Origin of the sequence: Brachybacterium rhamnosum, from assembly GCF_039526185.1 — a bacterium.
GTDB lineage: Bacteria > Actinomycetota > Actinomycetes > Actinomycetales > Dermabacteraceae > Brachybacterium > Brachybacterium rhamnosum.
Map to the genome: position 1 here is coordinate 932416 of NZ_BAAAIS010000003.1, position 23700 is coordinate 956115.

Annotated in this window: 21 protein-coding genes; 10 read left to right on the forward strand and 11 right to left on the reverse strand. The window is 75.0% G+C overall.

Translation table 11 applies throughout. From position 1 onward, the window contains the following. The first annotated feature begins 134 nt into the window (after positions 1-134). Entirely contained in the window at positions 135-356 is a 222-nt protein-coding gene (locus ABD080_RS14670; protein ID WP_103384782.1) for a helix-turn-helix domain-containing protein, read from the forward strand. A gap of 75 nt (positions 357-431) precedes the next feature. On the opposite strand, the gene ABD080_RS14675 is transcribed toward ABD080_RS14670, so the two are convergent. After that, complete coding sequence (locus ABD080_RS14675) at positions 432-971, reverse strand: hypothetical protein (RefSeq protein ID WP_343905965.1); 540 nt, start codon at positions 969-971, stop codon at positions 432-434. A 327-nt stretch (positions 972-1298) separates the two neighbouring features. Between ABD080_RS14675 and ABD080_RS14680 the strand changes: the two genes are divergently transcribed. Then, positions 1299-2291: a LysM peptidoglycan-binding domain-containing protein gene (locus ABD080_RS14680; RefSeq protein ID WP_343905967.1), complete on the forward strand. Its 993-nt coding sequence runs from the start codon at positions 1299-1301 to the stop codon at positions 2289-2291. After that, entirely contained in the window at positions 2288-2695 is a 408-nt protein-coding gene (locus tag ABD080_RS14685) for an Rv3235 family protein (protein ID WP_137770384.1), read from the forward strand. Before ABD080_RS14680 ends, ABD080_RS14685 begins: the two co-directional genes overlap by 4 nt. Before the next feature lie 88 nt (positions 2696-2783). On the opposite strand, the gene secA is transcribed toward ABD080_RS14685, so the two are convergent. The 7 genes from secA to mtrA all read right to left on the reverse strand — a co-directional run bounded on the left by secA (position 2784) and on the right by mtrA (position 13468). Continuing rightward, positions 2784-5828 carry a preprotein translocase subunit SecA gene (gene secA / locus ABD080_RS14690; RefSeq protein ID WP_343905970.1) on the reverse strand — a complete coding sequence of 1015 codons (3045 nt, stop codon included), beginning with the start codon at positions 5826-5828 and terminating at the stop codon, positions 2784-2786. 149 nt (positions 5829-5977) lie between these two features. Then, entirely contained in the window at positions 5978-7336 is a 1359-nt protein-coding gene (locus tag ABD080_RS14695) for a winged helix-turn-helix domain-containing protein (protein ID WP_343905972.1), read from the reverse strand. A gap of 93 nt (positions 7337-7429) precedes the next feature. Further along, positions 7430-8089 carry a ribosome hibernation-promoting factor, HPF/YfiA family gene (gene hpf, locus ABD080_RS14700; protein WP_137770381.1) on the reverse strand — a complete coding sequence of 220 codons (660 nt, stop codon included), beginning with the start codon at positions 8087-8089 and terminating at the stop codon, positions 7430-7432. 224 nt (positions 8090-8313) lie between these two features. Then, positions 8314-9219 carry a ComF family protein gene (locus ABD080_RS14705; RefSeq protein ID WP_343905974.1) on the reverse strand — a complete coding sequence of 302 codons (906 nt, stop codon included), beginning with the start codon at positions 9217-9219 and terminating at the stop codon, positions 8314-8316. A gap of 96 nt (positions 9220-9315) precedes the next feature. Beyond that, on the reverse strand, positions 9316-11049 hold the full coding sequence (locus ABD080_RS14710; protein ID WP_343905976.1) for an LpqB family beta-propeller domain-containing protein: 1734 nt from the start codon (positions 11047-11049) through the stop codon (positions 9316-9318). After that, entirely contained in the window at positions 11046-12716 is a 1671-nt protein-coding gene (gene mtrB, locus ABD080_RS14715; protein ID WP_343905978.1) for an MtrAB system histidine kinase MtrB, read from the reverse strand. The genes ABD080_RS14710 and mtrB overlap by 4 nt, the downstream gene beginning before the upstream one ends. Positions 12717-12772: 56 nt before the next feature. Further along, complete coding sequence (gene mtrA / locus ABD080_RS14720; protein ID WP_137770377.1) at positions 12773-13468, reverse strand: MtrAB system response regulator MtrA; 696 nt, start codon at positions 13466-13468, stop codon at positions 12773-12775. Between the two features lie 218 nt (positions 13469-13686). On the opposite strand from mtrA, the gene ABD080_RS14725 reads away from it, so the two are divergent. From ABD080_RS14725 to ABD080_RS14745, 5 genes are read left to right on the forward strand one after another with little or no spacing between them, the layout of a single operon-like run. After that, positions 13687-14877 (forward strand): glycerophosphoryl diester phosphodiesterase membrane domain-containing protein, encoded by a 1191-nt coding sequence (locus tag ABD080_RS14725; protein WP_343905981.1) that lies wholly within the window; start codon positions 13687-13689, stop codon positions 14875-14877. Continuing rightward, positions 14874-15509 carry a DUF4129 domain-containing protein gene (locus ABD080_RS14730; RefSeq protein WP_343905983.1) on the forward strand — a complete coding sequence of 212 codons (636 nt, stop codon included), beginning with the start codon at positions 14874-14876 and terminating at the stop codon, positions 15507-15509. Before ABD080_RS14725 ends, ABD080_RS14730 begins: the two co-directional genes overlap by 4 nt. Further along, a complete protein-coding gene (locus tag ABD080_RS14735; RefSeq protein ID WP_343905985.1) occupies positions 15506-16687 on the forward strand; it encodes a DUF4350 domain-containing protein in 1182 nt (393 codons plus the stop codon). Before ABD080_RS14730 ends, ABD080_RS14735 begins: the two co-directional genes overlap by 4 nt. Further along, the gene (locus ABD080_RS14740) at positions 16684-17685 is read left to right on the forward strand and encodes an AAA family ATPase (protein WP_240811065.1); all 1002 of its coding nucleotides are present in this window, start codon (positions 16684-16686) and stop codon (positions 17683-17685) included. Before ABD080_RS14735 ends, ABD080_RS14740 begins: the two co-directional genes overlap by 4 nt. Further along, positions 17682-18980, forward strand: a complete 1299-nt coding sequence (locus tag ABD080_RS14745; protein ID WP_137770374.1) for a DUF58 domain-containing protein — start codon at positions 17682-17684, stop codon at positions 18978-18980. Before ABD080_RS14740 ends, ABD080_RS14745 begins: the two co-directional genes overlap by 4 nt. A 90-nt stretch (positions 18981-19070) precedes the next feature. Here the strand turns inward: ABD080_RS14745 and ABD080_RS14750 are convergent, their stop codons facing one another. Then, positions 19071-20066 carry a stage II sporulation protein M gene (locus tag ABD080_RS14750; RefSeq protein ID WP_343905988.1) on the reverse strand — a complete coding sequence of 332 codons (996 nt, stop codon included), beginning with the start codon at positions 20064-20066 and terminating at the stop codon, positions 19071-19073. A 117-nt stretch (positions 20067-20183) separates the two neighbouring features. Between ABD080_RS14750 and ABD080_RS14755 the strand changes: the two genes are divergently transcribed. Continuing rightward, positions 20184-21029 carry an RDD family protein gene (locus ABD080_RS14755; protein WP_343905990.1) on the forward strand — a complete coding sequence of 282 codons (846 nt, stop codon included), beginning with the start codon at positions 20184-20186 and terminating at the stop codon, positions 21027-21029. 14 nt (positions 21030-21043) lie between these two features. Here ABD080_RS14755 and ABD080_RS14760 read toward each other — a convergent pair whose 3' ends face one another. Beyond that, positions 21044-22711 carry a phosphomannomutase/phosphoglucomutase gene (locus ABD080_RS14760; protein ID WP_343905992.1) on the reverse strand — a complete coding sequence of 556 codons (1668 nt, stop codon included), beginning with the start codon at positions 22709-22711 and terminating at the stop codon, positions 21044-21046. Next, positions 22704-23090: a DUF3499 domain-containing protein gene (locus ABD080_RS14765; RefSeq protein WP_168198068.1), complete on the reverse strand. Its 387-nt coding sequence runs from the start codon at positions 23088-23090 to the stop codon at positions 22704-22706. The genes ABD080_RS14760 and ABD080_RS14765 overlap by 8 nt, the downstream gene beginning before the upstream one ends. 119 nt (positions 23091-23209) lie before the next feature. On the opposite strand from ABD080_RS14765, the gene ABD080_RS14770 reads away from it, so the two are divergent. Next, positions 23210-23665 carry a metallopeptidase family protein gene (locus ABD080_RS14770; RefSeq protein ID WP_137770370.1) on the forward strand — a complete coding sequence of 152 codons (456 nt, stop codon included), beginning with the start codon at positions 23210-23212 and terminating at the stop codon, positions 23663-23665. The last annotated feature ends 35 nt before the right edge of the window (positions 23666-23700 follow it).

Genomic DNA, 23700 nt, shown 5'->3' on the forward strand with positions numbered 1-23700 from the left:
GGATTGTGGACAGCCCGCCGCGGAGGAGGGGTCGTCGGCCGTTCGTCCACAACACCCCCACGCCCGGGCGCCGGAGGTGTGAGACTGTCCCGGACCGTCCGACCCGCCAGGCCCCGTTGCCGGAAGGAGCGCCGATGCAGCCCCGTTTCGTGCCGCTGACCGACGTCGCCGAGATGCTCTCGATCTCGGCATCGCAGGCCTACGCGCTCGTGCGCACGGGAGAGCTGCGCGCCATCAAGGTGGGGGGCCGCGGTCAGTGGCGTGTCGAGATGACCGAGATCGAGTCCTACATCGAGCGCAGCTACGCCGCCACCGAGCGGGTGCTCGAGGAGGAGCGGGAGCGCACGCACCGCTGAGCGGTGCCGAGCCCATCGGCGCGGGCCTGATCCGAGCGGAGCTCAGGCGCGCGACGCCGAAGGACGCCGGGTCACTCAGCTCGAGGAGACCAGGAGCAGGCCGCCGAGCGCGACGGTGATCGACCCGGGCCCGGACGCGGCCCCGGCCTCCCCCGTCGGCACCGTCCTCAGGTCCAGGGCGTCGGCGCCGACGGTCGAGATGCGTCCGGTCACCTCTCCCGCGATCGTGGTCACCCGGACCACTCCGCGGTCCCGCGCGAGCGCGCGCAGCACTGAGGTGAGGGACTGCTCCGGCGCCGCTCCCTCGGCGCGGGGACGAGCTCGCGCGCCGAGCCCCTCGACCATGCCCACGGCGGGCAGCGGGACGAGCCGTCGCGCACCTCCCTCGGTGAGGAGGACCCATCCGTCGGTGGCCTCGGTGAGGCGGCCGCCGATCCTCCGGCCGCCGCGGAGATGGAGCACGAGCCGCGCCCCGATCGCCGCGCGCATCCTGTCCGCGAGCAGCAGCTGCGAGCGCTCGGCACGGGTGAGGTCCTCGGCGAGGGCGCGCATCTCCTCCCGCTGCTCGTGGGCATGACGGCCCTCGATGTCCTCGAAGATCCGCTCGAACCGCATGGGCTCACTGTACGGAGGCGGCGCCCCGGCGGGAACGGGTCCGTCCCTGACGGCGACCGTCCCCGCTGCTGCACCCATGACACCCGATACGGACGTTCCCCTCAGAGCGTGAGGCATCACCCTTTCCGGTCGTACCTAGGGACGAACGATCACGCGCCCCTCGTCCTTTGGTGCTGTTGACCTGCGGTGATGGGGCCGGATTTTCGTACCGATGACCGATTGTGCGCCGTGTCACCCGTCCGTAGATTCCTGGACTACGACGTCATCGACACCAAACGGCATCAAACGCACGGGTCGAGGGGCACCGGCCATCAGAGGAGAAGAACCATGGGGGAATCGCAAGTCGCCGAGGCGGCACCGGGACGGACGGGAGCCGTCCGCACCGGGCTGACGGCGGTGCTCGCCGCGGCCGGCACCCTCGCCATGGCGGCGGCGGCACGCACCCTGGTCGAGCCGGCCCTCACCGGCAGCGGGGAGCAGGCGCTCCTGAACGGTGTGCTGCTGGTGCTCGCGGCCGCCGGCGCCCTGCTGTGCCTCTACCTCACGGTCGTGTGGGCCCTCGCCACGCTCGTCCTCGTCGCCGGGCCGGCCACCGCCCTGGGCCGCACCCTGCTCGGCGCGCTCCGTCTGATCGCTCCCCAGCTGGCGCGTCGGATCACCGTCGCCGCCGCTCTCGGCACCGCCGCGACCGCGATGGTGCTGGGTCCCGCGAGCGCCGCGGACCAGGGGACGGGGTTCCTCGACCTCTCGGGCGTCGGGGCCGGCGCCGCGCAGGAGCTCACCGCTCCGGTGGACCCTGCCCCCTCCGACGCCGGAGGCGAGGCCGGGGGCGCAGCACCCACCGAGGAGGGCGAGCTGCCCCCGCTCGGCTGGGAGAGCGCTCCGAGCTCGCAGGATCCGGGCACCACCGAGGACGAGGCGCCCGTCCAGCACGAGGCGCACGAAGGCGACGACACGTCCGATGCCGACCCGGAGCCCTCCGACGCCCCTGTCCCCGCCGACCCCACCGCACCGGCGGAGGGTGCGAGCGACCCTGCGGACGGCGCCGACTCCACCGACGCCACCGACGCCACGGATTCCCCCGGCGCCACCGATGCCACGACCCCGCCGCACACGATCGTCGTCGGCGCCGGGGACTCGCTGTGGACCCTCACCGACGAGGCCCTCGGCCCGGGAGCGGATTCGCCCCAGGACATCGCCAGCTCCTGGCCCCTTCTCTACGAGGCCAATCGACATGAGATCGGGTCCGATCCCGATCAGCTCACCCCCGGGCAGGTCCTCACCGTGCCCTCCGCCCTGACCGACGAGGAGTCGTCATGACCACCACCGACCAGCGACCCCTGCCCGCCGCCACGCTCACGGACGGCGCGGCGCTCGCCCCGGAGGACCCCCGCAGCGTCGAGCGGATGGTCGAGCCCGTCGCCCGGTTCGCCGTCGAGATCGTGCGGGACATGCGGCCCGAGAACGCGCTCGCGCGGGTGGTCACCCCGGAGGTCGCGACCATGCTCGCGCGGCGTGCCCGGCTCACCCGGCGTCTCCGCGACTCCACCGGGCACACGCCCTCGCGCCGGATGCAGGTCACCGGTGTCCACACCTGCATCGTCAACGAGACCACCGTCGAGGCCAGCTGCGTGATCCGCGACCTCGACCGCGCCCGCTTCCTCGCCATGCGCTGGGAGCTGCGGCACACGGGCTGGCGGGTGACCGTCCTCGAGATCGGCTGACCGAGCGGCGCACACGAGAACGAGGCCCGTCCTCCCCGAGGGGAGGACGGGCCTCGTCGTCAGCGGCGGGACCGACCCCGCGCCCTGCTCAGGCCTTGCGGCGGCGTCGGCGCTCCGCACGGTTGGGCTTGTCGCGGTCCTTCGGACCGTGATCCGTCTCGGTGTGGTCCGCACCGTGCTTGGCGTCATGGCGCGCCTGGCGACGACGCTGCGCACGGGACATGGTCCCGGGATCCGTCCGGCCCGAGCCCTCCGCGGAGCTGTAGCTGAGCCGGCGCGGATCGGGCCCGTCACCGAGGCCCTTCGCGGTCACCACGACGCTCCGCTCGGCGGCGAGCTCGTCGGCGTCCTCGAGCTTCGCCTCCTCCGAGCCGGCCTCTGAGTCCTCGCCCTCCCGGTCGTCCAGGAGGCTCTCGAGCTCGCCCTCGTCCTCGGCGGTCCCGTCGTCGGCGGTCCGGTCCCCGGCCTCGGCGCTCTCGCGATCGACGACGGCCTCGTCGGCCGATCCCCCGGCCTCCTCGGTCTTCCCGGCCTTCTCGTCCTCCCGCGCGGCCGAGGCGGTCGCCGCCTGGGCGGCGGCGGAGGTCGTGCGCAGGAGCTCCGAGACGGCCTGCGGCACCACGGGCGAGGCCTGCTGCACCTGCACCTCGAGGTTGAAGAGGTAGCCGACGGCGTCCTCCTTGATGCCCTCCATCATCTCGTTGAACATCAGGTGGCCCTCGCGCTCGTACTCGACGAGCGGATCGCGCTGGGCCATCGCCCGCAGCCCGATGCCCTCCTTGAGGTAGTCCATCTCGTAGAGGTGCTCGCGCCAGCGACGATCCATGACGGAGAGCAGCACGCGCCGCTGCAGCTGGTGGACGGCCGCCTCGCCGAGCTCGTCGGCTCGACGGTCGTAGGCCAGCCGCGCGTCGGAGAGGATCTCCTCGCGCAGCATCGCCGCGGTGAGGTCCTCCTTGCCGCCGGCCTCCTCGATGAGCTCCTCCGCGGTGACCGAGATCGGGTAGGCGCTGCGCAGCGCCCCCCACAGCTCCTCGAGCTCGAAGTCCTCGGGGTTGGATCCCTTGGTGTGCTCGGTGACGATCCCGCCGATCACCTCCTCGATGAAGCGGTCCACGTGCTCGTCGAGGTCCTCGCCCTCGAGGATCCGCGAGCGCTCCTCGTAGAACTTCTTGCGCTGCTTGGTCAGGACGTCGTCGTACTTCAGGACGTTCTTGCGGATCTCGGCGTTGCGCGACTCGATCGAGTTCTGCGCGCGCTGGATCGCGCCGGAGACCATGCGGCCCGTGAGCGGGATCGCCTCGTCCACGCCGCCGCGGGCGAGCAGCGCCTCGGCCGCTCCCGCGTTGAACAGGCGCATGAGGTCGTCCTGCAGCGAGAGGTAGAACCGGGACTCGCCCGGGTCGCCCTGACGCCCGGAGCGGCCGCGCAGCTGGTTGTCGATGCGCCGCGACTCGTGGCGCTCCGTGCCGAGCACGTACAGGCCACCGAGCTCGGTGACCTCGTCGTGCTGCTCCTCGACGGCCGCCTTCGCGCGCTTGAGCGCCTCGTCCCAGGCGGCCTCGTACTCCTCGGCCTGCTCCTCGGGGTCCAGCCCCGACTCCTGGACCTCGGCGTGCGCCATGAACTCGACGTTGCCGCCGAGCATGATGTCGGTGCCGCGGCCGGCCATGTTGGTCGCGACGGTGACGGCGCCCTTCGCGCCCGCCATCGCGACGATCGCGGCCTCACCGGCGTGGTTCTTCGCGTTGAGGACCTCGTGGGTGACGCCCTGTGCGGTCAGCAGCTTCGAGAGGTACTCCGACTTCTCGACGCTCGTGGTGCCCACGAGCACGGGCTGGCCCTTCTCGTGACGGGCGACGATGTCCTCGACGACCGCGTCGAACTTGGCCCGCTCGGTGCGGTAGATCCGATCGGCCTGGTCCACGCGCTGCATCTCGCGATGCGTCGGGATGGGCACCACGCCGAGGCCGTAGGTGTTCATGAACTCGGCGGCCTCGGTCTCCGCCGTGCCGGTCATGCCCGAGAGCTTCTCGTAGAGCTTGAAGTAGTTCTGGAGGGTGATCGTGGCGAGGGTCTGGTTCTCCGCCTTGATCTTCACCCCCTCCTTGGCCTCGATGGCCTGGTGCATGCCCTCGTTGTAGCGGCGACCGGCGAGGATGCGGCCGGTGTGCTCGTCGACGATCATGACCTCGCCGTTGAGGACGACGTAGTCCTTGTCCTTCTTGAACAGCTCCTTGGCCTTGATGGCGTTGTTGAGGAAGCCGATCAGCGGGGTGTTCAGCGACTCGTAGAGGTTCTCGATGCCGAGGTGGTCCTCCACCTTGTCGATGCCGGCCTCGAGCACGCCGACGGTGCGCTTCTTCTCGTCGACCTCGTAGTCGCGGTCGCGGCGCAGCTTCTGCACGACCTTCGCGAACTCGGAGTACCACTTGTTCGCGTCGCCGGAGGCGGGGCCGGAGATGATCAGCGGCGTGCGGGCCTCGTCGATGAGGATCGAGTCGACCTCGTCCACGATCGAGAAGAAGTGGCCGCGCTGCACGCGGTCCTCCGGGGTGAGCGCCATGTTGTCGCGCAGGTAGTCGAAGCCGAACTCGTTGTTCGTGCCGTAGGTGATGTCCGCGGCGTACTGCTCGCGGCGCTCCGCCGGGGTCAGGCCCGCGGTGATCACGCCCGTGGTCAGGCCCAGGGCACGGAAGACGCGGCCCATGATGTCGCTCTGGTAGGTCGCGAGGTAGTCGTTGACGGTCACGACGTGGACGCCCTTGCCGGCGAGCGCGTTGAGATAGGCCGGCAGCGTCGCCACGAGGGTCTTGCCCTCACCGGTCTTCATCTCCGCGATCCGGCCGCGGTGCAGGGCCGCGCCGCCCATCACCTGGACGTCGTAGGGGCGCTGGCCCAGCGTGCGCTCGGCGGCCTCGCGGACGGCCGCGAAGGCCTCGACCTGGATGTCGTCGAGGGTCTCGCCGTCGGCCAGGCGCTCACGGAAGCGGGAGGTCTCCTCCCTCAGCTCCTCGTCGCTCAGCTCGGTGAAGACGTCACCGGCGGCCGTCACCCGCTGGGCGATGGACTCGAGCCGACGCCGCTCGCGGCCCTCGCCGGCGCGCAGGATCGTATCGAAGAGGTTTGCCACACGTGCTCCCGTTGCTGTCGTCTGCGCCCGGGTGGGCGCGTCGTGCCGGACCCATCGTAAGCGCCGCGCCCCTGGACGGCGCCTGCGCGGTCCCGGACGGGCGTCCTGGCCGTCGCGGATCACTCCGCGCGGCGCCCCGTGCCCGCCCCTCAGACGGGGCCCGCGGTCCCCGCTCTCCCCGTGGTCCCCGCCGGCCGCTCCCCCGGGCCGCCCTCGCGGACGGCCTCCGCGAGCACCCCCGACAGCTCCCCCGTCCCGCTGCCGGTGCTCACCTCGATCCCCTCGAGGTCCTGCCAGCGGGCGGCGCGCGCGAGCTCGCCGGCGAGCGCGGCGGCGAGCTCGTCGGGGCCCGTGCGCAGGTAGCGCCCCAGGCGCGGCAGGGGCTCCGCGTGCACCCCGCGCACCTCGAGGACGCCGCGGGCGCGATCGGCCCGCAGGTCCACCCGCAGCGGGAAGCGGTCGCCGTGGAGGAAGGGCAGCGCGTAGTAGCCGGTGGTGCGCTTCACGGCGGGGGTGTAGATCCCGATCCGGTACTCGACGTCGAAGAGCCCCTGCAGCCGGGGCCGGAAGAAGACGCTCGGGTCGAAGGGGCTGACCAGGGCGGCGGTGCGCAGCGGCGCGGGCTGCGGCGCGTCGCGGTGCAGGAGCATCGTCACGGGGCCGTCGGGTCGCCGGACCTCGACCTCGGTGACCTCGCCCCGCCGCCGCAGCTCCGCGATCGCCGGTCGGGCGTCGGCGGCGCGCAGGCGGAAGTAGTCCGCGATCGCGGCGGGATCGGCGACGCCGAGCGCGCGGGAGGCGAGGCGGGTGAGCGCGAGGACCTCGGCGTGGTGGTCGCCCGGGCCGGGCGCGGGACCGTCCCGCTCCGCCCCGGCGGCGCGGGCCCAGGCCTCGTCGTCCTCGGCGGGGAGGTAGAGCCGCTCGAACTGCACGCTGCGGCCCACGCAGTCCAGCGCCCCGGTCCGGAAGAGGTACTCGACGACCCATTGGCTCGAGGTGCGTCGCCATCCCCATCCCTCGCCGCGCTCCTCGTCACCGAGCAGCCGGGAGATCGCGGCGGCGCTGAGCGGACCGTGCTCCTCGAGCAGGCCGCGGACGTGCTCGACGAGGTGCGGCGAGCGCGCCGCGGCCTCCCGCACCGCGCCCCAGTCGCGGGTCCCGGCCGCGCGGCGGCGGAAGCGCAGCAGGGCGTGGACCTCCTCCGTCGTGAACGTCGCCTCGTGGGCGAGCGCCTCGCGCAGCAGCCGCTCGTGCCGGGTGCCGGGCATCGAGAGCTGGTCCAGCGCGCTCACGTCCCAGCTGCCGCTGCGGGTGAAGACGGGCAGGTGGTGGGCGCGGGCGAAGACGCTCACGGAGTCGATCTGGAGCAGGTGCGTCACGGCGACCGTCCGTCGCAGCGCCTCCCGGCTCACGGCCGGCGAGGGGACGGCGGTGCGGCGGGTGCCGCCGATGCCCTGCGAGCGCAGGGCGATGCGACGGGCCTCGGCCCAGCTCAGGGTGGTCGTCATGGGATGGGGCGTCCTCGGCGTGGGACGGGCGGGAGGCGCGAGGGGCGCCCCCCGCCCGGGGCGGTCGGTGGCTTCAGATGGTGCGGGGCGGGATCAGGAGGGCGTCAGCTCGCCGTCCAGCTCGATGACGCCGTAGTGCCATCCCTTGCGGCGGTAGACCACCTTCGGGTGCCCGGTCCCGGCATCCACGAAGAGGTAGAAGTCATGGCCGACGAGCTCCATCTGGTAGAGGGCGTCGTCGATGCTCATGGGGGTGGCGGGGTGCTTCTTCTCGCGGATCACCACCGGGCTGGCGGGATCGTCGGCACCGGTGCCCTCGAGGCCGGTGGGGGCGTCCTCCACGGTGCCCTCGGGCTCCGTCTCCTGGAGGGGGGCGGGCAGCTCGGCGTCCGCCGGCATGGTGCGCACCGAGGCCGCACCGGGGCTGTGCGCGCGGTCGCGGCCGCGGTGGCGGTCCTTGCGACGGTCCCGGGCGCGGCGCAGGCGTTCCAGGAGCTTGCCGTAGGCGACGTCGAGCGCGCCGTAGAGGTCGTCCGCGCGGGCCTCGGAGCGGATGACGGATCCGTTCTCGAACACGGTCAGCTCCACGCGATCGCTGAGCTCGGCCTGCCGGGGGTTCTTCTCCTGCGAGACCTCGACGTCGACCCGCAGCGCCGCGGGGGCGAGCTGCGTGACCTTGTCGAGCTTCTCGGCGAGGTGGCGGCGGAATCGATCCGGGACGTCCATGTGGCGTCCGACGACATTGATCTCCATGAGTACTCCTCAGGTTCGGTGGGCGGCCGCTCGGAGCCCGGCCGCAGTGGCTCGTGGGCTGGGTGTGCGCACCTCCTCCGGTCCAGAGGGGTCGTCGGTGTGACGAGTCGCACCAGTGTGCCACGGATTCCCTGCGTGTGTCCTGGGCCTCCCGGAGGTCTCCTCCCTCGGTTCCGGGGACACCGCGCGGCGCGTGCCGCAGGCGCCTCCGGGACCGGCGGGCATCACCGCACGTCCGGCGGGGACGGCAGCCGTGACGCCGCCACGACGACCGCGCCGAGCACCTCGGCCCCCTCCGCGACGAGCGCGTCGTGCATCGCCCGGAGCGTCGCGCCGGTCGTGACGACGTCGTCGACGATCACGAGGCGGCGACCGCGCAGGGCGCCCGGCCGTTCCCGGCGCCGGGAGAGGGCGAGCTCGATCCGCCGCTCGCGCCGGCCGCGGCGCCCGCGTCCCTCCTGCGCCGTCGTGGGACGCGAGCGGAGCAGGAGCGCGGTCCCCGCGCCCTCGCGCTCGAGGGCGCGGGCGAGCTCCGCGGTGTGGTCCTCCCCGCGTCGCAGCCGCGCCGCGCGGCGGGAGGGCACGGGGACCAGCTCGACCGGCGGCGGATCCGCCGCCCCGTCCGATCGCCGACGCCCGTGCCCTCCACCACCTCCCGTCCTCTCACCGGCGGCACCCGCGAGCAGCGCGACGGCCGGCGCGAGACCCTCTGCGATCGGGGCCGTCAGGTGGGCTCGGCCCCCGTTCTTCCAGGCGAGGACGAGCGACTGCAGACCGGCCGTGTACTCCCCCAGCGCGAGCACCGGCATCACCGGCCGGTGGTCGACGCCTGCGGGGAGCTCGACGCCCTCCGCCGTGGTCCCGGCACGGATGCGGGCGGCGGCGAGCACCTGCAGGGCGTCGCAGCCGTCCTCGACCCGCGCGCACCCCCCGTGCAGCAGCGCGGCGCAGTCCGGGCACAGCCAGTCCCCCTCCGCGCCGCAGGGGCAGTCGCGGGGCGCGACGAGATCCGCGGTGCGCCGCAGCAGCTCCAGGAGAGCGGCGCGAGCGGCGAGCGCGGCACGGAGGATGCCGGGCGGGAACGGGTCAGGGGACGGGAGCGGAGCAGTCGCTCCGGCATGTGCGGTCATGCGCCCATCCCAGCCGGGCGGCGTCCCACCCGCCTCCCCGGCTCCCCCGCGGTGGACGGCGCTGCGCTGGGGAGGGACGACACCACCGCCCCGGGATCAGTAGAAGGCCGGGTCGGTGGACCGCACGCCGATGTCGGTCCAGCCCTCCCCGTCGCTGCGCAGCAGTGTCCCCTCCACCGTGCCCGCCCAGAAGGCCTCGGCGACGGCGGTGCCGGCGAGGCTCTTCACGGCGGTCTCGAACACCGGGAGCAGGTCCCGGCCCGTCGCGAGGTCCAGGACGGCGCCGCGCACCTGCTCGGCGCTGGTGTCCGTGCCCAGCACGATGACGGCGATCTCGTCGTACCAGGTCGCCCGCGTGAGGTCCCCGAGCAGCGGGGTGGGGACCTGCCGGGGGTCCGTGAGCCCGCTCGGCGCACCCGAGGCGTCGCGGACGATCGCGCACAGGTCGAGCCTGGTGCCGGTCGCGTCGGCGGAGAGCACGATCAGGCGCGTCGCGTCCGCCGCGACGTCGAGGGCCCGCACCTCGCGCCCCTCGAGCCATGGCGCGTCGATCTTCACGTCCTCCTCGGCGGCGCGCCCCGAGAGGGCCAGCAGCACGCCGCCGCTGTCCCGGCTCGCGGTCCACACGTATCCGGCGTCGTCGATCCGCGGGGCGACGAAGCCCGCGCCCGTCGCGGCCTCGCGCAGCGGCACCGAGCCGTCCGTCGCGGTCACCAGCACGACCTTCTCCTCCGGGGAGAGCGCCGCGACGAGCAGGCCGTCCTGCGCGATGACGGGGGCGTGCACGGTGCGGTCCGAGAGCGAGGGCACCAGCTGCGGGAGGGCCGTCGTGGCGCTCGCCTCGGCGAGGGAGACGACGCCGGTGTCCCCCGCGGCGATGGGCCGGTGCCCGGGCAGCGCCCGCTCGATCCGCGCCTCCTGGGTCGCGCTCAGATCGGCGCCGTCCCACACGAGCTGGACCCCGGAGAGGGTGCGCAGCGAGCGGAGGGACGCCTCGAGCTGCGCCAGGGCGAGGGCGCGACGCTCGTCGGACAGGTCCCCCAGGGCGGAGGGCACGGTCACCTGGACGCCGCCGTCGGCCCCCGTCGTGACGCGGGCCTCCGCGACCTCCTCCGTGTCCGGCACCTCGGAGCTCACCGCCCCCGCGAGGAAGTCCGAGGGGCCGTCGGCGAGCCGGGCGAGCACGCCGCTCGCCCCGTCGAACAGGGAGAACCAGCGGTGATCGGGCACGAGGTGGCGGGCCCGGGCGTCCACGAAGTACAGCCGGCCCGGGGCGAAGAGCGACTCGAACACGGCCTCCGAGAGGAAGATGCCGTCCGGCGGGTCGACGATCCGCCAGCTGTCGCCCTCCTGCGAGAGCTCGACGGTGATCTCCCGCATCGCGGGGACCGCGAGCGTCGTGCGCACCCCGTCCACGTCCACCGTGTCCACCGCCTCGGCGATGAGGCGGACGTGGGTGTCGTCCACGGGCTCGGCCCGCAGGTCCTGACTGCCCGAGTAGATCGTGACGCCGGCGCCCGGGTCCCACGAGGTCGAGGCCTCGGAGGTCAGGAACTCCCGGGCCACGGCGTAGTCGTCCTCGGGTCCCACGCCGGCCTGGACGAAGCCGAGCACGATCTGCGCGGGGGTCGCGCCGTCCGCCGGGGGCACCGCCTGGACGTAGGGGGCGCCGCCCTGGGCCTGGTCGCCCAGCGGGCGCACGGAGACGGTCGACGAGGAGGGGATCCGCGCGCAGGCCGCACCGAGCCCGACGAGACCCGCGGCGCCGAGCGCGCCGAGCACCTGCCGTCGGCGGGGTCGGGGCGCCGGGCGGGGACGGGGCGGGGTCATCGGCCCTCCTTCTCGGTCGGGGACGGGGCCGTCCCGGGGCCCAGGTCCGGCAGACGATCGGGGCCGATGGGGATCTCCCCGGTGAGGGTCGAGGGCTCGAACTCCGGCGCATCCCGGTCGAAGGAGCGCTCCAGGCGCAGCGGGGAGCGGGTCGGGGAGGTGCCCGGCCGGCGCGGGAGGGTCAGGCGGAAGACGGCGCCGCGGCCCTCCTGCCCCCAGGCCTGCAGCCACCCGCCGTGCAGGCGCGCGTCCTCGACGGAGATCGACAGCCCCAGGCCCGTCCCGCCGAGGGTGCGGGCGCGCGAGGGGTCCGCCCGCCAGAAGCGGTCGAAGACGCGCCGGGCGTCCTCCGGCGAGATCCCCCGGCCGAAGTCCTGGACGACGACCGCGACGGTGTCGGCGTCCGCCGCCGTCTGCACGAGCACCGGTCCCCCGGCGCCGTGCTCGATCGCATTGGTGAGCAGGTTCCGCAGGATCCGGTCGATCCGCCGGGAGTCCACGACGGCGGAGGTGCCGCGGCCCGCGAGCCGGAGGTCCAGGGTGCAGCCGCGGGCCTCGGCGAGCGGGGCGGCGTTCTCCGCCGCGTGCCGCACGAGGTCGTCGATCTCCTCGCGGTGCGCCTCGAGCTCGGCCGCGCCGGCGTCGAAGCGGGAGATCTCCAGGAGGTCCGCGAGCAGCGAGTCGAACCGCTCGACCTGGGTGGAGAGCAGCTCGGCGGTGCGGTGCAGGTCGCCAGGCAGCTCCTCACGGCGCCCGTCGAGCACGGCGGCGGCCATCCGGATCGTGGTCAGCGGTGTGCGCAGCTCGTGGGACACGTCGGAGACGAAGCGGTGCTGGACCCGGGAGAGCTCCGTGAGGTCGTCGATCTTCTGCTCGAGGCTCAGGGCGAGATCGTTGAAGGACCGGCCCACCTGCGCGAGCTCGTCGCCGCCCGAGACCTGCACCCGCGTGCGCAGGTCTCCCGCGGCCATCCGCTCCGCCGCCTGGGCCGCGCGGCGCAGCGGCACCGTCACGAGCCGGGCGACGACGATCGCGATGCCCACCACGAGGGCGAGGAGCACCGCGCCGCCGCCGAGCATCACCCGCTGCACGAAGGAGAGCGTCTGCTGCTCCTCCTGCAGGGGGTAGAGCACGTAGAGGTCGTAGGTGCCCACCCCGGCCACCGTCACCCGCGAGCCCACGAGCAGGGCGGGCGTGGTGCCGTGGGCGCCGTCGGGCAGGCCCACGGAGCGCCAGGCGAGGGAGTCCGGGTGCGCGGCGACCTCGTCCTCGAGATCGGGGTCCACGAGGGAGAGGAGGTCCTGGTCCGAGGCCACGGAGAGCACGGTCCCGGACGGATCCGCCGGCACGAGCGCCACCTCCCGGCGGGTCGCGTCGCCCTGGCCGCCGGTGTCCTGCACGAAGGCGAAGGCGGCGTCCTGCTGCTGGGTGGTCGTGGCGCCCGGGAGCTGGGTGAGGGTGTCGGTGAGCGCGCCGCGCACGTCGACCGTCTCCTCAAGCACGCGGTCGCGCCGCTGCTCGTACAGGCCGTCCGCGATGACGGTCGAGAGGTAGACGCCGACGGCGAGGATCGCGAGCAGGGCGAGCAGCGTCGTCACGGTCACGACGCGCAGCGCGAGCGGCCAGGTGCGCACGTCCACACCGCGCCGCAGCCGCTCCCGGATCACCGCGGGGCGTCCCGCACCGCGCTCCGGGGCGGGCTCGGAGGGGCTCCGCTGCTCGCTCAGACCGCGCCGCCCGCGCGGTAGCCCACGCCGCGCACGGTCACGACGATGCGCGGGTTCTCGGGATCGTGCTCGATCTTCGAGCGGAGCCGCTGCACGTGCACGTTGACGAGGCGGGTGTCCGCGCTGTGGCGGTAGCCCCAGACGTCCCGCAGCAGCACGTCGCGGGTGAACACCTGCCAGGGCTTCCGGGCGAGCTGCGTGAGGAGGTCGAACTCGAGCGGGGTCAGCGGGATGACCTCGCCGGCGCGGCGCACCTCGTGGCCGTCGACGTCGATCTCGAGGTCGCCGATCGCGAGGGACTCGGTGGTGGGCGCGTCCGCGCGGCGCACGCGCGCCTTGATGCGGGCGACGAGCTCGTCGGGCTCGAAGGGCTTGGTGAGGTAGTCGTCGGCCCCGGCCTCGAGCCCCTCGACGACATCGGCCGTGTCGGAGCGCGCGGTGAGCATGATGATGGGCACGCCGGACTCGCGCCGCAGGCGGCGGCACACCTCGATGCCGTCCATGCCCGGGAGCATGAGGTCGAGCAGGACCAGGTCGGGCTTCAGCCGCGGGAAGGTCTCCAGCGCCGAGGCGCCGTCGGGCGAGGTGGCGACCTCGAAGCCCTTTCCGCGCAGCACGATGCCGACCATCTCGGCGATCGCCTGGTCGTCGTCGACAACGAGGATCCGTGAAGGCGTCGTCATGAGGGTCATTGTGCCACCGTCGCGCCCCCACCCCGTGCAGGTGGGGAGCTCGCGCGCCCTCGCCCTCGGGGCAGGGCCCGATCGACGTTCGTCGGAGGGCCCGCGCCCGCCGAGGCCGTACGTTGGAGCGGCACGACCGTCGCCGTGCCGACGCCCGCCCACATCCGCGCCGCCCCGGACAAGACACCGACCCCGACCCGCAGCAGCTGCCGAGGAGGCACCATCCCATGAGCACCGGCTGGACCGCCCCCGGCGCCGCAGGAGCAGAGGGACCGCAGGAGGGCCAGGGCGCCCCCGTCGACCAGGACCCTCTCGGCGCCGTGGCCGCGGGGGCCCCGCGACCGGGGGGCCCGCCCACGGGGCCCGCCCGCGAGCTCGCCCTGCACCTCCCCCTCTTCCCGCTGCGACCGCTGGGCGTGGGCGAGATCCTCGGCGCCGCCGTCCGGATCTACCGCCTCCGCGCGCGTCCCGTGCTCGTGCTCTCCGCGGCCGTTTTCGGCGGCGCGACGATCCTCACCGGCCTGCTCACCGGGGTGGGGCTCGCGCCGATGGTCGGCGACCTCCGGGCGATCATGCAGGAGTCCTCGACCTCCGCCACGGGCAGCTCCACCGACGTCTTCGGCTCCGTCGGGGACATGGTCCTCACGGCGGTCAGCTCCGTGGCCACCTCCCTCATCATGCTCGTCGCGACCGCCGCGGTGCTCGCCCCGCTCAGCCGGATCGCGATCGACGCCGCGACGGATCCCTCCCCGGACGCCCCCGTCGACGTGTGGGTCGCGGCCCGGCGCCTCGCCCCGACCGCCGTGCTCACCGCGCTGCTGACGAACGTGCTCCTGGTCCTCGCGATGCTCGTCCCCGCGGTGCTCGGCGCGCTCCCGCTGATCCTCACGGGCAGCGCTGACGCCGTGACCGTGTCCCTGCTGGTCGTCGGCCTCGTCATCGGCCTGCTCGCCACGGTGTACGTCTGGGCGCGGACCGTGCTCGCGGTGCCCGCCCTCGCCGTGGAGGGGCTCGGCCCCGTCGCCGCGCTGCGACGCTCCCTGCACCTGACCTCGGGCCGCCGCCAGTGGCGCGTGCTCGGCGTCTCGGTGCTCGTCACCGTGCTGTTCACGATCGCGATCCAGGTCGTCTCCGGGGTCTTCGGGACGATCGGCACGATCGCCTACCTGGCGGTGCTGCTCGCGAGCTCCTTCGAGGCGATCGTCCTCGGCATCACGCTGCTCACGATCGCGACGATGCTCGGCTCCTTCGTCGCCCAGGCGCTCCTGGCCCCCTTCGGCGCCGCGGCCTTCGCCGCGCTCTACGCCGACGTCCGGATGCGCGACGAGGCCTGGGACGTCGAGCTCGCCCGCACGGCCCGTGAGCGCGCCGGACTCGGCGAGCACGGCGGCGCGGGCCCGCTCGGCGGGCACCGGTGACCCCCGAGGAGGCGCGGCGGCGCCTGCACGAGGAGCTCGCCAAGCGCGAGTACGCCGACTCCGAGGGATTCGTGGCCTGGGTGCTGCACCGCCTCGAGCTGTGGTTCACCGCGCTCATGGACGGCGTCCGCGCGAGCTCCGTGATCCAGGGCTCGCTCGCCGTGCTCTCGGCGCTCGTCCTCGTCGCGGTCGTCGTGCTCGTCCTGCGCCGCACGGGACTGCTGCGCCGCAGCGCGGGCCTCGCCGTCTCCTCCTCGCTCGTCGCCGAGTCCGCCCTCACCGGGGCCGAGCTCCGGGAGGCCGCCGCCCAGGCCCTCACCGAGCACCGCGCCGACGACGCCACGGTGCTCGCCCTGCGCGCCCTCGTCCGCGACCTCGACGAGCGCACCCTGCTCGAGGCCGACGAGGGCCTCACCGCGCACGAGGCCGCCGCAGTCGCCGCACGCTTCTTCCCCGACCTCCGCCACCGCCTCGATCGCGGGGCGACCGCCTTCGACACCGCCGCCTACTCCTCACGCAGCGCGCAGCTCAAGGACGGGGAGGACCTGCTGCGGCTCGCCGAGTACGTCGCGCAGTCCGCGCCGGACCTCGACGCGGCCCCCGCGCCCTCGCCCGCGGTGACCGCCCCGTGACCGCGCCGACCCCCACCGGCGTGCGCGCGATCCCGCGCTCCCGCGTCCTCCTCACGGCGGCGATCGCGATCGCGCTGATCGCGACGGTCGCCGTGACCGTGCTGCGCGGCTCCTACCGCGACGGCGCGCTCGAGCCGGACGCCCCCACGCCCCAGGGCAGCCGGGCGGTCGTGCGCGTCCTCGGGGACACCGGGACCGAGGTCGGCACCGCCCGCCATACGAGCGACGCCGCCCGGGACCTGCGCGGCGGAGGCACGGTGCTCCTCGCGGACGCCGAGGGCCTCTCCCCCGCCCAGCTCGACCTGCTGGCCTCGTCCCTCGACGCACCGGGGGCCGGGCACCTGGTCCTCGTGGCACCGGACGCCCTCACCCTCGCCGCGCTCACCGACGACGTCGAGCCCGCGGGCTCGATCGCCGGGGAGGCGACCGTCCCCGCGGGCGACTGCGGGGACCTCGCCCACGGGGCCCGCGCCCTCGCCGTGCGCGGCGAGGACGGCGCGCTCGCCGACCAGGGCCGGCTCGGCGCCGCCCGCACCTATGCGGTGCGCGGGGACGCCGAGGGCTGCTTCGACGCCGGCGGCGGCTCCCTCCTCGTCTCCGACGGGTCGATCACGGTGCTCGGCGCGGCGGACGTCCTCACCAACGAGTGCATCACCGGGGCCGACGACGCCGCGCTCGCCCTGAACCTGCTCGGCGCGGAGGACACGCTCACCTGGTACGTGCCCTCCGCGACCGATCCCCTCGCCCTCACCGCGCCGTCCCTGCTCACGCACCTGCCGCGCTGGACCGGCCCCGTCGCGCTGTGGCTGATGGCACTGGTCGTCGTCGCCCTGGTCGCGGCCGGCCGACGCCAGGGACCGGTCGTCGTCGAGCCGCTTCCCGTCACGGCGCGCGGCGAGGAGCTCGTGCTCGGCCGGGCGCGTCTGCTCGAGAGGGCCTCGGAGCGGACGGCCGCCGCCTCCGCGCTGCGCGCCGCCGCCGCCGGCCGTCTCGCGGCCCGCCTCGGCCAGCGGCACGAGACCTCCCTCGACGCGCTGCTCGCCGCGCTCGCCCCGCACACCTCCCTGTCCCCCGACCGCCTGCGGGCGCTGCTCGAGCACCGTCCGGTGGCGGACGACCAGCAGCTGCTCCGCCTCGCCCACGACCTCGACACCCTCGAGAAGGAGATCGACCGATGACCACCCCCGCCCCCTCCCCCGAGCCTCCCCTCGACCGGACCGCCGGATCCGCTCCCGCGCGCGACGCCCTGCAGGGCCTCGCCTCCGAGATCCACAAGGGCGTGGTGGGCCAGGACGCCGCCGTGACCAGCCTCGTCGTGGCGCTCCTGTGCCGCGGCCACGTGCTGCTCGAGGGCGTCCCCGGCGTCGCCAAGACCCTGCTCGTGCGCTCCCTCGCCGCCGCGCTGGACGTGCGCATGCGGCGCGTCCAGTTCACCCCGGACATGATGCCGGGCGACATCACCGGCTCCCTCGTCTACGACAACGCCACGAGCGACCTCGTGTTCCGCGAGGGCCCGGTCTTCACGAACCTCCTGCTGGCCGACGAGATCAACCGCACGCCCCCGAAGACGCAGTCCGCGCTGCTCGAGGCGATGGAGGAGCGGCAGGTGACGGTCGACGGCGTGCCGCGACCGCTCCCGGACCCGTTCCTCGTCGTCGCGACGCAGAACCCGATCGAGTTCGACGGTACCTACGCCCTGCCCGAGGCGCAGCTGGACCGCTTCCTGCTCAAGGCCGTCATGCCCCTGCCCGAGCGGGACGACGAGATCGACGTGCTGCGCCGCCACGCGGACGGCTTCGACACGACCGACCTCGCCGCCACCGGTCTGCGGGCCGTGGTCGACGCGGAGGCCCTCCACCGGGCGCAGGCCGACGTCGCGACCGTCGCCGCGGAGGAGCCGGTCGTGCAGTACATCGTCGACGTCTGCCGGGCGACCCGCCGCTCCCCGAGCCTCGCCCTCGGGGTGTCGCCGCGCGGGGCGATCGCGCTGCTGCGCACCTCGCGCGCCTGGGCCTACCTCGCCGGTCGCGACTTCATCACCCCGGACGACGTCAAGACGCTCGCGCCCGCGACCCTAGGGCACCGGGTGCGCCTGACCACCGAGGCCGAGCTCGAGGGGACCCAGGTGGACTCGGTGCTCGCGGCGACCCTCGCCTCGGTCCCGGTGCCGCGGTGAGGATCTCGCCCACCCTGCGCGCCGCACCGGCCGGGCTGCTCGCCCTGCCCGTGCTCGTGCTGTGGCCGTCCTGGGGCACCGTGCTCGCCTGCGCCGCGGTGTGGCTGCTCGTGGTCCTCGGCGACGCGCTCGCGGCCCCCTCCCCCCGCCGGCTGCAGGTGGTGCGCCGCTCCCCCGCCCAGGTGGTGCTGGGCGGGACCGGCACGGGCCGCCTGCTGCTGACGAACCCCGGCCCGCGACGCGCGCGCCTGCAGGTGCGCGACGCCTGGAACCCGACCGCCGGCCTCGACTCCCCGCGCGCGGCGGTCGACGTCCCGGCGCACGAGCGCCGGGAGATCGCCCAGCGCTTCACGCCCACCCGCCGCGGCGAGCACTCCTCGCGCGCGCTCGTGATCGACTCCCGTGGACCGCTCGGCCTCGCGCGGCGCAGCGCACGGATCGACGCCCCGGGCAGGATGCTCGCCCTGCACCCCTTCGGCGCCCGCCGCCACCTGCCCTCGCGCGTGCGGCGCCTGCGGGAGATCGAGGGGCTCGCCGCGGTCCACCAGCGCGGGCAGGGCACCGAGTTCGACTCCCTGCGGGACTTCGTGGACGGCGACGACGTGCGCTCGATCGACTGGCGCGCCACCGCCCGGCGGCGCAGCGTCGTGGTGCGCACCTGGCGCCCCGAGCGCGATCGGCACGTGCTGGTCGTCGTCGACACCTCGCGCACCGGAGCCGTGCGCCTCGGCGAGGGGACGCGCCTGGACGCGGCCTTCGACGCCGCCCTCCTGCTCACCGCGCTCGCGGGCCAGGCCGGCGACCGCGTGGACCTGCTGTGCGTGGACCGCGTGGAGCACCTCTCGGTGATCGGCTCGCGGCGCGGCACCGCCCTGCACGACATGGTCTCCGCGACCGCGCCCGTGCACCCCGCGCTCGTGGAGACCGACTGGGAGCTCGCCGCGGCGCGGATCCGCGAGCGCACCCGCCGCGGCTCCCTCGTCGTCCTGCTCACCCCGGTGGACGCGACGACCGTGCACGGGGCCCTGCTCCCGGTCACGGCGCGCCTCGCCGCCGATCATCCGGTGGTGATCGGCTCCGTCTCCGATCCCGCCCTCGACGAGCTCGCCGCGGGACGCGAGGACGTCCCTGCGCTGTACGCCGCGGCCTCCGCGGAGACCGCCCGCGCCCGGGCGGCGGGCACCGCGCGGGCCCTCGAGCGCACGGGCGTGCACGTCGTGCACGCCCCGCCGGAGCGCGCGCCGCAGGCCCTCGCGGACGCCTATCTCGCTCTCAAGGCCGCCGGCCGGCTCTGAGCCGCCGGCCGGCCCCGAGCCGAGGGTCGGCGCTGCGCCGTCGGCCGTCACCGATCCGCCGGCCGGTCTCGACCCGCCGCAGGTCGCTGCTCAGCCGGCGACCGCGACGCGGGCGCCCACGAGCTCCTCGGAGAGGTCGCCGCGGGCACCGGCGCGGTGGGCGCGACGGCCCAGCACCAGCATGTACGCGAGGAAGGCGATCCACACGATCGCCCCGATCCCGAGGCGCACCGGCGCGGGCAGCGCGCTCGGCGTCACGAAGCCCTCGACGAGGCCCGAGACCAGCAGCACCGGCACGAGCCCGATCGCGACCGTCACGAGCGCCCGCGAGGTGCGTGCGAGCGCCCAGCCCCGCGGCAGCACCCCCGGGCGCACCCACGCCCAGAAGGTGCGCAGGCCGGCGCCCGCGCCGACCATGAGCGCCGTGATCTCGAGCAGCCCGTGCGGGAGCAGGTAGACGAAGAAGGTGGGCAGCCCGCCGTAGGCCCCCATCACCCCGGCGGAGAGGCCGACGTTCAGCCCGTTCTGGAGCAGCATGAGCACCGGCCACACCCCGGTCACCCCGAGGACGACGGCCTGCACGGTGATCCACGCGTTGTTGGTCCACACCTGGGCGGCGAAGCCCGAGGCCTGGCCCTGGAAGTAGTACGCGACGAAGTCGTGCTCGACGAGCTCCTCCTGCGCCTCCTGCGGGAGCACGAGGTCCCGGGCCGAGGCGTCGAGGCCGAACCACAGCCCGGTGACCACGGTCGCGAGGAGGAAGATCCCCGCCGCGAGCGCCGCAGCGCGTCGGGAGGAGTACAGGGCGGCCGGGAGGTCCACGAGCATGAAGCCGCGCAGCTGCGCCCAGGTGCCGATCCGCACACCGGTGATCCGCAGCCGGGCCCGGTGCAGCAGCAGCGAGAGCTCCGCGGTGAGGGACGGGTCAGGCGTCGTCGAGCGCACCACCGAGAGGTGGGTCGCGGTCTCCTGGTAGAGGGCGACGAGCTCGTCGATCTCCTCCGCGTCGAGGCGGCGGAGGGAGGTCAGCTCGCGCAGCCGCTCCCATTGCGGGCGGTGCACGGCGATGACGGGGTCGATGTCCACCGGCCCAGACTAGGACCGCGCCGCCGTCGCCGAGGCCGACGAAAGTCGCATGCGCCCCGGCCGGAGGCCGACGCTCGATGCGTGCCCGGCGCCGCCCCGCCTGCCAGGATGGGGCGCATGGTCACCTCGGGGGCCGCCCCGGCGGCGGCGAGCACGCGCGATGCGCTCATCACGGGTGAGGCGGTGCTGCTGGACCTGCGGCCCGCCTCCTTCGCGGTGCGGATGCTCTCGGGAGCGATCGACGGCGCCGTCCAGCTGCTGCTGCTCATCGGCGGGTCGGTCGCCGTGGCCTGGGCGGCCACGGCGCTGTCCCTGGACACGGGACTCGCGACCGCCGCCCTGCTGGTCACCGCGGTGAGCGCCTACGTGGGCTATCCGCTGCTGTGCGAGACGCTGGGTCGCGGCCGCTCCCTGGGGCGGCTCGTGGTGGGCACCCGGGTGGTGCGGGACGACGGCGGCCCGCTGCACGTGCGCCAGAGCCTCCTGCGCGCGGTGTGCGCGATGCTCGAGATCTGGGCGACGGCGGGGGCCCTGGCCCTGACCTGCTCGGTCATCGATCGTCGTTCCCGCCGGCTCGGGGACATGATGGCGGGCACCCTCGTCCTCCAGGAGCGCATGCGCCACCGGAGCGCGGAGCCGCTGACCCTGCCGGCGGCGCTCGAGCCGTGGGCGCGCGCCGCGGACCTGGGGCGTCTGCCCGCGCCGCTCGTCCAGGAGATCCGGTCCTTCCTCCCGCGGGCGGAGAGGATCCATCCGGAGTCCCGGCGCGCCCTGGCGCGCGACCTCGTCCAGCGGACGCTGCCGCACGTCGCGCCGGCGCCTCCCCCGGGGACGGACCAGGAGGCGTTCCTCGCCGCGGTCGTCGCCGAGCGCGCCTTCCGGGACGAGACCCGGCTGCGCCGCTCGGACGCGCGCCGGCGCGAGCTCGGCGCGGAGATGCGGGCGCTGCCCTTCAGCCGCTGACGGCGGCGCGGGGGTCAGGCACCGTCGGGGGCCTCGGCGCGACCGGCGATGAGGACGGGGATCCCGCCCTCGACCGCGTGCACACGGCCGCAGTCCTCGCAGCGCAGCCCCACGGTCGCGTCCTGCAGCGAGCCGCCGCAGTCCGGGCAGCGGAGCACGGCACGCACCCAGGAGGGCACGTCGACACCGCTCGCCCCGGCGGGCAGCGAGCCGCCCGCCCCGGCACCTGCAGCACCACCAGCACCCGCATCGGCATCGGCATCGGCATCGGCATCGGTGACGATCGCGAGGACCTCGTCGCGGACGGACTCCATCAGGGCGGCCTCCTCGGCCTCGACGTTCAGACGCAGCAGCGGCTCGGTGTTCGAGGAGCGCAGGGACAGCCACCAGCGCTCCGCGGCGGGCACGTCATCGCCCCAGTGGGTGAGGGTGAGCCCGTCGAGGTCGTCGGCCTCCACCCCGGGACGCGCGCCGAGCGCCGCACGCACGCACTCGCGCGCCGCCGAGGGGTCGGCGACGGTCGTGTTGAGCTCCCCGCTCGCGGCGTAGGGCTGATGCTCCGCGACGAGCGCGGAGAGGGGGCCGTCGGACTCCTCGAGCGCGGCGAGCACGTGCATCGCGGCGAGCAGGCCCGAGTCGGCGAAGAAGAAGTCCCGGAAGTAGTAGTGCGCCGAGTGCTCCCCGCCGAAGACGGCGCTCCGCTCCGCCATGATCGCCTTGATCAGCGAGTGGCCGACGGGCGAGCGCACGGCCTCGCCGCCCGCGGCGGCGATCACCTCGGGCACGTGGCGCGAGGAGACGAGGTTCGCGACGACCACGGGCCGCTCCTCCCCCGCGGCGCGGGCGCGGGCGATCTCGCGGCCGGCGATGAGCGCGGTCACGGCGGAGGGGTCCACCGGGCGCCCCTGCTCGTCGAGGACGACGCAGCGGTCCGCGTCGCCGTCGAAGGCGAGGCCCAGATCCGCCCCCTCGGCGAGGACGGCGTCGTGGAGGTCCACGAGGTTCGCGGGGTCCAGCGGGTTCGCGGGATGGTGTGGGAAGGTGCCGTCGAGCCCGAAGTGCAGCGGCACGAGGTCCAGGTGCTCGAGGCTCCCGAGCACGGCCGGGACGGTGAGGGAGGCCATGGCGTCCGCCGCGTCGACGACCACGCGCAGGCGCCGGCGGCCGCCGAGCGGGACCAGGCGGTGCAGCAGCGCCGTGTAGTCCTCGAGCGTGTCGAGCTGTGCGCGACGGCCGCCCTCACGCTCGGGGATCACGCCGGCGGCGAGGTAGGCCTCGGCGCCGCGGCGCACGTCCTCGAGCCCCGTCTCGCGACTGATCGCGCGCGCCCCGGCCCGGGTGAGCTTGAGCCCGTTGTCCGGGGCGGGGTTGTGGCTCGCGGTGATCATCACGCCCGCGGCGTCGTGCTGGCCGGAGGCGCAGTACAGCTGGTCCGTCGAGGACAGTCCGGCCTCCGCGACCGTCGACCCGCGGTGCGCGGCGCCCTCGGCGACGGCGGCGGCCAGGGCCGGCGAGGAGAGGCGCATGTCATGGGCGACGATGATCGGCGCCCCGTCGAGGAGGTCCGCGAAGGCCGCCCCGAGGGCGCGCGCGATCTCCTCGGTGAGCTCGGTCCCGGCCACCCCGCGGACGTCGTACTTCTTGACGATGCCGCGGAGGTCCGCGGCCTGCTGCTCAGTCATCGGCGCTCCTGACGACGCGGAGGTGGCGCCCGCCGTCGGCGGCGGGGGCGGACGGTGCGGTGCCGGCGCGTCCCGCACGCTCGGCGCGGTCCGTGCGCGGCGCGGGGCCGGGCACGTCGTCGACCGGACGGGGCGGGCGCAGGGCGTCGGCGAGGGCGACGAGCTCGTCGGGCACCTCGTGCCCGCCCTCGACCCGCAGCAGCTCCCAGCCGCGCGGGGCGGTCGTGCGGGAGGCGTGCTCGGCGCAGAGGTCGTAGGTGTGCGGCTCGCTGTGCCGCGAGAGCGGTCCGAGCACGGCCGTGGAGTCCGCGTAGACGAAGGTGAGCGTGCTCACCGCTGGTCGCGAGCAGGCGGTCCGGGAGCATTCACGTGCAGGCACGCCCCGGATTCTACGCAGGCCCGCGGGGTCGCAGGCCGCATCGCCCGCCCGGTCCGGGGTGTCGTGCGGCACCCCGTCCGGATCCGGGGCGCGCAGGAGGGCGGGCTAGAGTGCCGCCCATGGACAGGGACCTCGCTGCACGCGCCGTGCCCGATCCGCGCTCCGCGCCCCGGCGGCGGGACCGCCACGGGCGGGGGTTCCGCCGGGACCTGATCCCCGCGCACCTGCCCGGTCACCGCAGCCGCCGCGAGCGCTTCGACGACCTCGTCGCGGACTCCGTCGCCACGATCGCCGAGCGGTTCCCGCGCCGCCTCGCGCACCTCCAGGTCATGGTCGAGGAGGTCCCGCCCGAGGACCCGGCGCCGTGGGAGGACGCCCCTGTCGTGCTGGGTCGTGCACTGCCCGCGACCCGGGAGAACCCGCCGCGGGTCGTGCTCTACCGTCGGCCCGTCGCGACCCGCTGCACGGGTGACGAGGAGCTCGAGGCGCTCGTGCGCCAGGTGGTCTCCGAGCAGATCGGCTCGCTGCTGGGCATGGCCGCGGAGGACGTCGACCCGGAGGCCTGGGAGGACTGAGGGTCCGGCGACCTCCGGGGACCCGCCCCCCCCCC